Here is a 12,186-nt window from a genome sequence, read left to right on the forward strand (position 1 = left end):
CCCTCTAGTTGTCGCCGGGGCCGAAATCCCGCGCGATCATCACCTGTCTCTCGCCCTTTCTCTCACTCCCGCTGTGGGGTGACTACTCATGAATGAGTGGCTGCTCCTTGCCGTTGGCATCGTTCTCACGGTAGGCACCGGACTCTTTGTCGCCTCAGAGTTCGCACTCGTTAATCTCGATCGCTCCGAGCTGGAAGCTCGGCAGGAGCGTGGCGAGAAGCGACTCGCCCCTGTAATCTCCGCGTTGAAGCACACGTCGACGCATCTCTCTAGCGCGCAATTGGGCATCACTCTGACAACCCTGCTCGCGGGTTATACGCTCGAGCCAGCGTTCAGCACCTGGTTGTCGGTTCCGTTCGGTGCAGTGCTGCCAGAGGCTGCGGTAACGATTGTCGCGTCCATCGTGGCGATCACATTCGCGACATTGCTTTCCATGATCATTGGCGAGCTCGTTCCCAAGAACTTTGCGCTCGCTCTTCCGAAGGCCACAGCGAAGGCTGTTGTGCCATTTCAAGTGGTGTTTACCGCTGTCTTTCGTCCCGCGGTCACTCTCCTAAATAACACGGCAAACGGCATTCTTCGCAGCATTGGTATCGAGCCGAAAGAGGAACTCTCTGGTGCCCGCACCGCGGAGGAGCTCACGTCACTTGTGCGGAGATCTGCCAGTCAGGGAAGCCTCGACAACGACACCGCAACACTATTGGCACGCACTCTCGCGTTCGCCGATCACACGGCACAGGATGTGATGACTCCTCGCCCGCGCGTTGACAGCATCGATCGCACCGATAGTGCTCAAGATGTCATCGATCTTGCTAAGCGCACCGGCTTCTCGCGCTTTCCCGTAATTGACGACAGCATCGACGACGTTGTTGGCTTTGTGCACGTGAAGCAGGCGGTAGCGGTTCCCCACAAGAAACGCGCCGACGTTCCTGTTTCAGCGCTGCAGACTGAAGCGCTCCTTGTCCCCGAGACGATGCGGTTGGATGCCCTCCTTGCCGAATTGCGTGGCCGTGGATACCAAATGGCAGTTGTCGTTGATGAATACGGCGGAACCGCTGGTGTCGCAACGCTAGAAGACCTCGTCGAAGAGCTTGTCGGCGAGGTGTCTGACGAACATGACCGGTCGAAGGCCGATGTTGTGCGATCTCGGGACTGGTTTACCTTTCCCGCCATCTTGCGCCCCGATGAACTCTTAGAGCGCACAGGAGTCGAGGTGCCAGAAGAGGGCCCGTACGAGACTGTTGCTGGTTGGCTTATGAGTGAACTCGGTCGCGTTCCGCGCACGGGCGACACGATTACTGCCGCTGGTGGGGTGTTCCGCATCGAACGATTGGAAGGCCGAAGAATCGACCGCGTGAGGTTTACCCCCGATCCGATTGTCAGCGCTAGTGACACGGAGGTGACCAACTGATGGACGTCTGGGGAATTGTCTGGCTTGGCGTGCTTTTGCTCGTCAACGCGTTCTTCGTTGGGGCTGAGTTTGCCGTCATTTCGGCACGTCGATCTCAGATTGAACCGCTGGCTCACTCTGGCTCTCGTTCGGCAAAGACTGCGCTGTGGGCGATGGAACATGCCACGCTCATGTTGGCGGCGTGCCAACTCGGAATTACGATCGCGTCTCTGCTCATCTTGAACGTCTCAGAACCGGCGATTCACCACCTCTTGGAGATCCCGCTTGCACTGACCGGATTGAGCGAAGAGCTCATCGGCACTATTGCGTTCATTCTCGCGCTCATTATCGTGTCGTTCTTGCACGTTGTTTTGGGTGAGATGGTTCCTAAGAACTTGTCGTTCTCTGTTCCCGACCGAGCTGTTCTCTTGCTCGCACCCCCGTTGGTGTTTATCGCAACGGTGTTCCGCCCGATCATCGTTGCCCTGAACGCGACGGCAAACGGCATCCTTCGAATGTTCGGAGTGACGCCGAAGAGTGAAGCGAACAGTGTGTTCACCCTCGATGAGGTGGCCACGATCGTTGCGCAGTCCACTCGTGAAGGAGTGCTCCACGATGCTGGTGGGACCCTGACTGGAGCGTTCGAATTCACCTCGAAGAAGGTGCAGGACGTCGCGATCCCGATGTCTGGCCTTGTGACCTTGCCTGAGGATGCCGCACCAGCCGATCTCGAGAAAGCTGTTGCTCAGCGCGGGTTCTCGCGCTACATCCTGCTGAATGATGCTGGCGAGCCGACAGGCTACCTGCATTTGAAAGACGTGATCGATCTTGACGAGAGCGAGTTCAGCGAGCCGGTTCCGCCTAAGCGGATTCGCCAGTTGATTTCGATGTACCAAGAGACCGACATTGAAGATGCGCTAGCGACAATGCGTCGCTCGGGAGTTCACGTTGCCCGCAGCTTTGATGCCTCCGGTGAGACCACGGGAGTGCTGTTTCTTGAGGACATCATCGAAGTGCTTGTCGGTGAGGTGCAAGACGCGACCCGGCGACGCTAAGAGCCCAGTCAACTATCGTTAACGACCATGGGACGAAACGCGACGTGGGGTGCGAAGGAAGCAGCACGTCACATTGCTGTGCCCCAGCTCAGCGACGATAAATACACTCGCGGAGTTCTCGGTGTGATCACTGGCTCTGCTCAGTATCCCGGCGCAGCAGTGCTGGGTGTTGATGCGGCGCTGCATACTGGCGTCGGCATGGTTCGCTATGTCGGGCCAGAGCGTGCGCAAGATCTCATCTTGCAACGCCGGCCTGAAGCTGTAATGGCAGACGGGCGTGTTCAAGCGTGGCTCATTGGTTCAGGCATGGACTTCGCGAATCGCGAAGCAGCTGCAGATGAGCGCATCACGCACGCACTCACCCAGAACGTCCCTTTTGTGCTCGATGGCGGTGCGTTAGACGTCGTACACCGCGTATCTAGCCCCGCCGTGATAACCCCGCACTATCGCGAACTCGGAAGGTTGCTGGATGAGCGTGCCGACGCTGTCGCCGCTGATCCTCAGAAGTGGGCTATTGAGGCAGCCCAGCGACTCGGAGTGACTGTGCTCCTCAAAGGTCACACCACCTACGTGAGCGATGGAACCACCACTGTCGCGATTGAGGCAGCGCCAGCGTGGTTGGCAACCGCGGGCGCGGGAGACGCGCTCGGCGGCATCCTCGGTTCGCTGGTGGCAACCCATAGTGGGCGGGTGCTTGATGACCCCAGCCTGCTCGTCGGTCTCGCAGCAACAGCCTCGTACGTTCATGGCAGGGCCGCGCAGCGAGCCAGCGCTGGCGGACCACTGACGATTCTTGACCTCTGTCGAGCCGTGCCCGCCGTGATCGCGGAACTTGCCGCTGGCGACCTTTCCGTCGCCGCTTCCGAGTGAGTGCCGTGCGGTCTGCCGGAGCATTAGCGCTCGGGCTCACCTTTGTTGCTGTCCATCTCGCACTTGGACTCCTGAACATCTTTGCTCCAGGACTCCCGCTCGGGGACGTCACCATCGTCTATGCGCGGTGGGCTGAACAGGCTTATGCCTCTGGCGTCGTTGTCGGTGTGGATATGCCCTGGGTGTATCCGCTGTTGGCGCTGGTACCGATTTTGGCATCCGTCACATTCGGGCTTGAACACATCGCAGCAGCGTGGCTTTCTCTCGTGATGGGTGCAAACGTGCTCGCGCTCGGATTTCTCACCGGATGGGGGCGTTCGCGTTCGGGAATGATCGCCGGCTGGTGGTGGACAGCGTTTCTGCTCGTCCTCGGCCCGATTGCTTTAGCGAGAATCGATGCCATCACTGTTGCGGTGGCGATCATTGGGGTGACGCTTCTCCGTTCGCGCCCACAGACGGCCGCGATTGTTCTGGCCTGCGCCACCTGGATCAAGGTGTGGCCGGCGGCACTCGTGCTTGCGGCACTCATCGCCGTCCGCGACCGCGGAAAGATTGTCGTTGGCGCGGCTGCCACCTCGGCGACAATCGTCGTGTTCGCCCTTCTGGCTGGCGCAGGCTGGAATGTCTTCAGCTTTATCACGCAGCAAACCGGCCGTGGCATCCAGATCGAGTCGCCCGTTGCCGGGATTTGGCTGTGGCAGATCGTGGCGGGTGTTCCTGACACTTTTATCTATTACGACAATACGATTCTGACGTTTCAGATCGCTGGCTCCGGGGTCGAGGTCGCGGCCGCAGTGATCACCCCAGTGCTCGCCATCATTGTTCTCGCAATCGCGTTGCTCGGTATGCGGGCGGTTCGGGCTGGAGTCGCAACCTTGGTCATTCTGCCGATGTTGAGTTTGGCATTGGTAGCGGCACTGATTGTTGTCAACAAAGTCGGTTCACCCCAGTTCATAACCTGGCTCGCCGTGCCCATCGTGTTCGGGATGTTGACGCGCAGCGCCCGTGGTGCAAACGGTGCCCCGAGTTTTCGCATTCCCGCAGTGCTCACGCTTGTGAGCGCGGCGCTCACCCACGCCGTTTACCCCTACCTGTATCACTTGCTCTTAGCTTCCAACCCCGCAATGATCGCCCTGTTGAGCGTCAGAAATCTGTTGCTCATTGTGTTGTTAGGGTGGGCCATTGTTGGCGTTGCGCGGCTGAGCTCGACGGCACCGTCAGCACCCCAAGCACCCACAGCACCCACAGCACCCACAGCACCCACAGCACCCCAAGCACCCCAAGCAAGCACGACAACAAAGGAGCCAGCATGATCGTCGCATTCTCAGTAGCACCCAGCGGTGGGCCAGACGGAACCGACTCCGTACACAATGCTGTTGCTGCCGCAGTGAAAGTTGTCAGAGACTCGGGGCTCCCGAACCAGACTGATTCGATGTTCACGACGATCGAAGGCGATTGGGATGAAGTGTTCGCCGTTGTGAAGGCTGCGACCGAGGCTGTTGGTCAGTTCGGTTCGCGAGTTTCGCTCGTGCTGAAAGCCGACATCCGCCCTGGTCACACCGGTGAGATGACAGGCAAGGTCGAACGTCTCGAGCAAGCCATCATCCGCTCCGAGAACTAACTCCGTTTAACGCAAGAACCGCCCTGAACCACTTTCGGTGGGATCAGGGCGGTTCTTGTTGTGTCTACTGGCGAATGATGCGGCCTAGAGGTGGTGCATCGTTTCGGTTTCAATGAGGATGCCGTCTTCGAGTGCGCGCTTGCGCAACGCCACCTTCGTTCCGACATCGAAGCCCGCGACGCGGTACTTCTCGCGAATACGCTTGAGGTAGCTCTTGGCAGTTTCTTCGGAGATGCTGAGCTGGTAGGCCACGGACTTGACGGGCTCGCCGCCGCCATAGAGGGCCATAACGCGGCGTTCTTGGGCGCTGAGTTTGGGAGCACCACCGATTTCGTCGGCGTTGATCGCGAGGTCAAGCTCGGCTGAGACAAAGGACTCGCCCTTAGATGCGGCCCGGATTGCTTCAACGATCATGTCAGCGTCTTCGCTCTTGACGAGGTAGCCGAGGGCGCCGGCGGCGAGAGCTTCACGAACAACGTTGGGTTCGGAGTATGTGCTCATCAAAACAACGCGCACGTTCATCGACTTGAGGGTGTTGATCTTGAGTGAAACGGGGATGTTGTCTTTGAGATCGAGGTCGAGCAAGACGACATCAACAGGGAACTCAGGGTGGATGGTGAGTTCGGGCCACGTGGGCACGGCAACGACCATGTCGATGTCTGCGGCAGCCTTTCGAATCCACTCGGTGAGAGCGCCGAGCAACATTCGGTGATCGTCAACGATTGCGAGCCGGATGCGCTTTGTTGGTTCAGTCACAATGAATTCCTCTTAGTTGATCGTCTTATCATACGAATTTATTGGTCGGCGGGGTTTTCGACAAGGCATTCGATGTCCAGTCTCACGCTGGAATCTTCGGTGGAATCTGTATAACTACCCACCTTAGCGATTGCCTCCCACGTGGAGGCGTCGATCCGGTTTCGGGCTACTCCGCTGGAGGTAATCGCAATCTTGATCGCCACTTTATCTTCGGAGCCCGGGGCCACAGCGGTTGTTGATGGTGCGATTGTGATGTGAACGGAATTCTTGGCACCGCGTTTGGCCGTATCAGTGACAAACAGCCATGCTGTGGAAAGGAGGCCATCCCGCTGCACAGGGTCGAGCAGCCCAGCCAGGCTTCCCTTGTCTGTGAGGGTCACTGACTTGCCGAGCAAGTCCGACTCCGTGATGGCGTGGTACAGCCACGTTTCGCGTCGCCCTTCGATGAGGTGCAAACGCAATTCGGTTGCCAGCGATGCTGCGGTTGACGCGATCTTGGGGGTGAGAGGGAGCTTTGTCGAACCATTCGATACCGAGTCGAGCAATTTTTCGGCAGCTAAGTCGAGGCGTGCGAGTTCCTCGGATGCCATCATTCCCACGGCGAAGCGAGGCGCAGTGAGGGTGCTCTGCACGAGAACGCGGTCGAGCTCGACCTGCACGAGCCGTCGGAAGTTGCGGATGAGGGCAAGGCCGATCACGGTGGGCAGAACGGCAAATGATACCGACGTAATTTGTGGCGCAATGTTTTCTGTCGTGAGGGGAACATTGATGACAATGGCTGCCGCCAACGCCACTCCAATTACCGAGACGGCGATGATGATGTCGGAACTTGGGCGGACCGTCAGTACAAGAAGTAGCGTCATCCCCGCGGCGATAGCCGAGGTGGCGTACCCGCCGATGTCATGAAGAGGCCAGATCGCATAGAGGTCGAGAGCAACGACGGAGGCGAGACCGAAGAGGAAGAGCGCGAACATCCAATGGGGAAGTTGGCCGCTCATGAGTTGAACTGCGGTAATCGTTCCCACGATGAGGAGAACGAGCACTATCCAGGCTGCCGCTGCGGGAACTGGGTTGGGATAGAGGTCCCACTGGACGACGAGCCAGACGAGGCCGTAGATTGCCCGCAGGCTGACGAGCACAGCGGCGCCGACGCCAACGAAACCTGTTCCGAGGCTAGTGAGTCGCGGGGTGTCTTCGCCCGCGAGACGGCTGATCCTCGCGCTCTTGGAGTGTCGAGGCTTGCCGCCAATAATGACACCGAGAGTGTTCTCTTCTGGAGGAGCGTAGGTCATCGTGGAACCTCCAAGACAACGGTCGTGCCGGAACCAGGGGTGGAAAAGAGGCGGGCCTGGCCGCCCACTTCCTTGAGTCGAGCAACCACCGATTCTTTGAATCCGAGACTGGCGGAATCGACGTCGTCGAGCACAAACCCCACACCAGAGTCGGTGATCATCGCGCGCACGGTTGTCTCGTCTTCGGTGATGGTGACGTGCGCATCGGTCACTCCAGAGTGACGGCGAACGTTCTCGAGACACTCAGCCAAAGCGAGAAGGAAAGCATCGAGCACATCGCTCGGCAGGAGGACCTGCCCCGTGCCATGCCAGCTCACTTCGAGTCCCATCCGCCCGAAGCGCTGTTTTACAGACTCCAGCGTGGTGCCGAGCACTGTTTCGCTCACCGGGGTGCTGAGGTTGTAATCACCGGATGCTTGCGGGGTAGGTGTGGCGCCGAGGCGCAACTGACGCAACAATCGGGCATCGTCGCCCGCTTGCTGGCGCATGGCATCCGCAGACACTCCCAAGCCAGAGTGGGCAAGTAGCGTCAGTGTTGCCAGAACAGTGTCGTGAAGTAGACGGGCTCCCTGACGACGCTGAGCTTCGGTTTCGCTAGCCTGACGTTCTGCACGGTGAGCTCGGCCGATGCTCGCAATGCGTCGCACTGCTTGAGGCACCCCGGAACTGATCCAGAAACCGATTAGCGCAGCAAGGAGCCAACCGAAGACCAGCAGTGCGAGGGTGTGGACGGCATTTTGGAACGGCTCGAGAGCCAATACCGTTGTGCCAGCGACGGCAACGAAGCTTGCCAAAAGCACAAGGCGTCGCGTTAGCGTGCTCGTGAGCACAATGGCAATGCAGGCGAGTGACGCCGACGAGAGTTGGGCTGCCGCAGCGAGGCCCGATTGGTTTGGCCCTCCCGGCGTGCCAGCGATGAGCAAGATGGCGATGATTCCCGCCACAAAAGACGGAACGACCCAGCCGAGCGAGCGACTGTTGCCCATTTGAAACTGCAGGACCGCGATAATCAGGTAGAGCGGAAGACACAAGAAGAGTGTCATGGTCTGAACGGCGCCCGGAAGACTCAGGCAAATGACGGAAACGGCAAGAAAGCTCAAGCTCGCTACCCGCGCAGTGCGCTGCAGTAGGCGATCCCGTTCTTTAGCGATGAGGTCCATTTGTCGCAATGCTTGCACAGATACCCCCTCCCTCGGGGGTGACGCACCGCCTTTTCGCATGAGGAATCGGCAATTTCTCGTCAACACGCTCAGAGCGCGCTGATTCCCAGCAGGACTAGAGGTTGAGAAGGCGGCGAAGTTGGTCGCTGACGAGCTCAGCTTCAATCAAGAATCCGTCGTGTCCGAACGGCGAATGGATGACGTGCGGCACTGCGCCATCGATATTCCCTGGCAAATGCTCGGCAATGATTTCTTGGCCGGAGACCGGGAACAGTCGGTCGCTATCGATGCCAAGGACCAGGGCGGGCATCGTGGCCCGGCTGAGAGCCTGTTGCATTGTGCCTCGCCCGCGTGCGACATCGTGCGAGCTCATCGCTTCTGCGAGTGTGATGTAGCTGTTGGCATCGAAACGGCGCGCAAACTTGTTGCCGTGAAAATCGAGATAACTCTCAACCGCATAGCGACCGCCGCGGCCCCACGGGCTCACTTCGCTTTGCCACGTGCGCGCAAAGCGTTCATTCAATTCATCGGATGATCGGTAGTTGAGCAGCGCGAGACGCCGCGCGAGTGCGAGGCCCCGGTGCGGACCGTCACCGTCGGCGGCGTCGTAGTAGGCCCCATCGGCAAAAGCGGGATCAGTGCGGATGGATTCCACCTGCACAGAGTTGTGGGCAATCTGGTCTGCCGTTGAGACCGGTGGCGCAGCAAGGATCGCAACGCGAGCAACCCGGTCGGTGTGGCCGACGGCCCACTCGATGGCGTGCATCCCACCCATGGAGCCACCGATGACGGCAGCCCACTGGTCGATGCCAAGAACGTCGCTCAGGGCGACCTGTGCTGCGACTTGGTCGCGAATGGTGATGAACGGGAACCGGGCGCCAAACTCGGCTCCATCGGGGGCGTGTGATGCCGGACCAGTGCTGCCCTGGCAACCACCCAAAATGTTGGGGGAGACGACGAACCAGCGGTCGGTGTCGATTGCTTTGCCCGGACCAACAAGGTCGTTCCACCATCCGGCAGTTGAATGACCATGACCGGGGGTGCCCGCAATATGGCTGTCGCCGGTGAGGGCGTGCGCGACGAGGATGGCGTTGGATGCATCGTCGTTGAGAGTTCCGTGAGTCTCGTATGCGATGCGTGCGGAAGGGAGCGCGCCGCTGAACTCAAGCGAAAGATTAGCGACGGTGACAAACAGCCGCTGACCGACAGGATCGCCCTCGCGCCAGGCGCCCGTTGCTGGGGGCTTGCCGAGGAGTGAACGCACGTTTGCGTCGGTGATAAATGCTGAAGGAACAGTGTCCTCAGGTGTCTGCCAGTCCATGTCCTCTTAAGTATCGCGAACTAATCCGTTGGGCACGAAATTATTACGCGGATCGGGTGCCCGGTTAACGAGAAAATGGCGGCGGTGTTCAGGGAACACCGCCGCCAGGATCAGCAGTATTAGGCGCGAGCGCGAACCTCAGCGGTCTTTGCGCGTGCCGCATCAAAGCCGGACTGCAGGTCGGCTGTGATGTCCTCGATGTTCTCGAGGCCCACCGAAAGTCGCACCAGTCCTGGTGTGACTCCAGCAGTCAACTGCTGCTCGGGGGAGAGCTGGGAGTGGGTGGTCGACGCGGGGTGAATGATGAGGCTGCGCACGTCACCAATGTTGGCAACGTGGCTGAACAGCGAGACACCGTTGACGAAGGAGCGACCAGCTTCTACGCCACCCTTGAGCTCGAAGGAGAGAACTCCGCCGACACCCTTGGGAGCGTACTTGTTCGCGTTGGCGTACCACGGGCTCGACGGCAGACCGGCGTAGTAGACAACGTCAACGTCTTCGTGGTTGTCAAGCCACTCGGCGATGGCCTGCGCGTTCTGAACGTGGCGCTCGATGCGTAGGCTGAGCGTCTCGATGCCCTGAATGAGCGAGAACGCGCTGTCGGGAGAGATTGCTGCACCCAAGTCGCGGAGCAATTGCACGCGGGCCTTGATGATGTAGGCAATGGCGTCGCCGAGCACGCCCGTGTAGCTCGCGCCGTGGTACGAGGGGTCGGGCTCAGTGAGCCCCGGGAACTTCTCAACGTTCTTCGACCATTCGAACTTTCCACCGTCGACGATAACTCCGCCGAGAACCGTGCCGTGGCCACCCAAGAACTTCGTTGCTGAATGAACGACGATGTCGGCCCCGTGCTCGAAGGGGCGAATGAGGTACGGAGTCGCGATCGTGTTGTCGACGATCAGCGGAACACCTGCCTCGTGGGCGACATCGGCAACGAGCGAAATGTCGAGAACGTTGATGCGCGGGTTACCGATGGTCTCAGCAAACAGAAGTTTGGTGTTGGGGCGCACCGCTGCGGCCCACTCGGCTGCGTCATCCTGATTTTCAACGAACGTGGTTTCGATGCCGAGCTTGGCGAGCGTGTACTTAAAGAGGTTGTAAGTTCCGCCATAGACAGACGATGACGACACGATGTGGTCGCCAGCCTGGGCGATGTTGAGAACCGCGAAGGTAGTTGCCGACTGGCCGGAAGCGAGCAGCAGTGCAGCGGTTCCGCCTTCGAGAGCGGCTACGCGCTGCTCGACGACATCCTGTGTTGGATTCTGGATGCGGGTGTAAATGTTTCCGAACTCGGCAAGAGCAAAGAGGTTCTTGGCGTGATCAGCATCGTTGAACACGTAGGCCGTGGTCTTGTAGATCGGTGTAGCCCGCGCGTTAGTGGTCGGGTCAGGCTGCGCACCGGAGTGGATCTGCTTGGTTTCGAAGTTCCAGTCGCTCACGGCGGCCTCCTCAGGTTTAAGGGTGGATCGGGCTATCCGCCACACTCAGAGCCTAAGCAGGGTCCCTCTGACGGTCAATCAGCGCTGAAATATGTCGTAACTCAACTTTTCTTTGAATCTTTGGCGACTTCGTCTGGTAACGGCGTAAACAACCACAGCGGTTTTGGCTCAATGATGTAGTGGAATATCTTCTTCACAAATGGCGTCGACAACACGAGAGCAACCCCAATTGACGCAAGAACGAGGCTGAGCAGCCACATTGCGGAAGCTCGTTCATCATGCAGCAGTCCGCTTTCTCGAAGGGGATAGAGAACGAAGCTGTGCAGAAGATAGACGTACATGGTCGCTTGCCCGGCATCCGTGATCCAGGTGTGGCGTCGTGGAACGAGTGAGAAGAACGCCGCGCTGAGAATTACGGCAAGCAGGATGAGCCCCAATCGCACGCCTCCAGCCCACCACTGGTTTTCGCCGAGGCCTTGGTAGGAGTCGTCGTAGAAGAACCAGAAGCGCAAGTCGATGGTTCGCCAGAGCTCGATGTTGCCGAGGATTATTGCCAACCAGCCAGCGAAAACGGTGACGGCAAGCCCGCGATACAGCCAAACGGAACGTGTAACGGTTTGCCATCTTTCGATGGTTCGCCATTCACGAAGCTTCCAGCCAAGAACGAAGAAGGGCAGGATGCCGATCGCGCGTGAGAGCGAGAAAGTGCTGTCGACATTGTCGAAATAGCCAACCCCCACCGAGCCGATTATGGCCCACAGCAACGGCCAGCGGAGTAACGCTAGGTAGGGCAGGATCAGTCGAAAGATTCCGAGAGCGAGCAGGAACCATAGGGTCCAGCTTGGCTTCGACGGGTTGAGATCAGTCTCACCTTCAGCAAAATACTTCACGAGAGCCCAAATCGCCTCCATGATGAAATACGGCAGCAGGATGTCGGTGAGAACTCGCCGCATTTGAAGCGCTGAGGGAGCCCCGGGTTTAGAGAAATAGCCACTGATAATGGCGAACGCCGGCATGTGGAAGGCGTAGATAAACAGGTAGAGCGCGAGAGCGTAGTTGGAGTCATACGTGAGGCGCTGGATTCCGTGCCCAATCACCACAAGGGTGACGGCAAGAAAGCGCGCATTGTCCCAGTGCGGCATGCGCGCCTTGGGGGTGCGGGCGGGTGCCGCGGTGGTGAGAGAAGCTCCGGTCATTCGTTGAAGTGTAGTGCGCGAGACCGTGAGCTTCGTGTGCCTTCCCCGCCGGAAGCGAGACTAGATTGACTAGTCACTCTAAAATA

11 protein-coding genes are annotated in these 12,186 nt (G+C 59.0%); 5 read left to right on the forward strand and 6 right to left on the reverse strand.

The annotated features are described in order from the left end of the window. Positions 1-88: 88 nt before the first annotated feature. From ACOH1Z_RS12375 to ACOH1Z_RS12395, 5 genes are read left to right on the forward strand one after another with little or no spacing between them, the layout of a single operon-like run. Complete coding sequence (locus ACOH1Z_RS12375; protein ID WP_449648803.1) at positions 89-1,411, forward strand: hemolysin family protein; 1,323 nt, start codon at positions 89-91, stop codon at positions 1,409-1,411. Next, positions 1,411-2,445, forward strand: coding sequence for a hemolysin family protein (locus tag ACOH1Z_RS12380; RefSeq protein WP_449648804.1), 1,035 nt, complete (start codon positions 1,411-1,413; stop codon positions 2,443-2,445). The genes ACOH1Z_RS12375 and ACOH1Z_RS12380 overlap by 1 nt, the downstream gene beginning before the upstream one ends. Before the next feature lie 27 nt (positions 2,446-2,472). Further along, a complete protein-coding gene (locus ACOH1Z_RS12385; protein ID WP_449648805.1) occupies positions 2,473-3,315 on the forward strand; it encodes an ADP-dependent NAD(P)H-hydrate dehydratase in 843 nt (280 codons plus the stop codon). After that, positions 3,312-4,628, forward strand: a complete 1,317-nt coding sequence (locus tag ACOH1Z_RS12390) for a glycosyltransferase family protein (RefSeq protein ID WP_449648806.1) — start codon at positions 3,312-3,314, stop codon at positions 4,626-4,628. The genes ACOH1Z_RS12385 and ACOH1Z_RS12390 overlap by 4 nt, the downstream gene beginning before the upstream one ends. Next, positions 4,625-4,936 carry a thiamine-binding protein gene (locus tag ACOH1Z_RS12395; protein WP_449648807.1) on the forward strand — a complete coding sequence of 104 codons (312 nt, stop codon included), beginning with the start codon at positions 4,625-4,627 and terminating at the stop codon, positions 4,934-4,936. The genes ACOH1Z_RS12390 and ACOH1Z_RS12395 overlap by 4 nt, the downstream gene beginning before the upstream one ends. A gap of 84 nt (positions 4,937-5,020) precedes the next feature. On the opposite strand, the gene ACOH1Z_RS12400 is transcribed toward ACOH1Z_RS12395, so the two are convergent. The 6 genes from ACOH1Z_RS12400 to ACOH1Z_RS12425 all read right to left on the reverse strand — a co-directional run bounded on the left by ACOH1Z_RS12400 (position 5,021) and on the right by ACOH1Z_RS12425 (position 12,100). Continuing rightward, the gene (locus tag ACOH1Z_RS12400; protein WP_449648808.1) at positions 5,021-5,692 is read right to left on the reverse strand and encodes a response regulator; all 672 of its coding nucleotides are present in this window, start codon (positions 5,690-5,692) and stop codon (positions 5,021-5,023) included. Between the two features lie 38 nt (positions 5,693-5,730). Continuing rightward, positions 5,731-6,984, reverse strand: a complete 1,254-nt coding sequence (locus ACOH1Z_RS12405) for a hypothetical protein (RefSeq protein ID WP_449648809.1) — start codon at positions 6,982-6,984, stop codon at positions 5,731-5,733. Further along, positions 6,981-8,144 (reverse strand): sensor histidine kinase, encoded by a 1,164-nt coding sequence (locus tag ACOH1Z_RS12410; RefSeq protein ID WP_449649006.1) that lies wholly within the window; start codon positions 8,142-8,144, stop codon positions 6,981-6,983. Before ACOH1Z_RS12410 ends, ACOH1Z_RS12405 begins: the two co-directional genes overlap by 4 nt. A 115-nt stretch (positions 8,145-8,259) precedes the next feature. Next, on the reverse strand, positions 8,260-9,465 hold the full coding sequence (gene metX, locus ACOH1Z_RS12415) for a homoserine O-acetyltransferase MetX (protein WP_449648810.1): 1,206 nt from the start codon (positions 9,463-9,465) through the stop codon (positions 8,260-8,262). A 119-nt stretch (positions 9,466-9,584) separates the two neighbouring features. Beyond that, entirely contained in the window at positions 9,585-10,904 is a 1,320-nt protein-coding gene (locus ACOH1Z_RS12420) for a bifunctional o-acetylhomoserine/o-acetylserine sulfhydrylase (RefSeq protein ID WP_449648811.1), read from the reverse strand. 101 nt (positions 10,905-11,005) lie between these two features. Beyond that, a complete protein-coding gene (locus ACOH1Z_RS12425; protein ID WP_449648812.1) occupies positions 11,006-12,100 on the reverse strand; it encodes an acyltransferase family protein in 1,095 nt (364 codons plus the stop codon). Between the last annotated feature and the right edge of the window lie 86 nt (positions 12,101-12,186).

It is taken from the genome of Rhodoglobus sp. (genome assembly GCF_053580035.1).

What these genes read in the sequence shown, in the direction of transcription:
- ACOH1Z_RS12380 (WP_449648804.1), top strand. Translation starts at nt 1,411, where the DNA reads ATGGACGTCTGGGGAATTGTCTGGCTTGGCGTGCTTTTGCTCGTCAAC.
- ACOH1Z_RS12375 (WP_449648803.1), top strand. Translation starts at nt 89, where the DNA reads ATGAATGAGTGGCTGCTCCTTGCCGTTGGCATCGTTCTCACGGTAGGC.
- ACOH1Z_RS12410 (WP_449649006.1), bottom strand. Translation starts at nt 8,144, where the DNA reads ATGGACCTCATCGCTAAAGAACGGGATCGCCTACTGCAGCGCACTGCG.
- ACOH1Z_RS12425 (WP_449648812.1), bottom strand. Translation starts at nt 12,100, where the DNA reads ATGACCGGAGCTTCTCTCACCACCGCGGCACCCGCCCGCACCCCCAAG.
- metX (WP_449648810.1), bottom strand. Translation starts at nt 9,465, where the DNA reads ATGGACTGGCAGACACCTGAGGACACTGTTCCTTCAGCATTTATCACC.
- ACOH1Z_RS12385 (WP_449648805.1), top strand. Translation starts at nt 2,473, where the DNA reads ATGGGACGAAACGCGACGTGGGGTGCGAAGGAAGCAGCACGTCACATT.
- ACOH1Z_RS12395 (WP_449648807.1), top strand. Translation starts at nt 4,625, where the DNA reads ATGATCGTCGCATTCTCAGTAGCACCCAGCGGTGGGCCAGACGGAACC.
- ACOH1Z_RS12405 (WP_449648809.1), bottom strand. Translation starts at nt 6,984, where the DNA reads ATGACCTACGCTCCTCCAGAAGAGAACACTCTCGGTGTCATTATTGGC.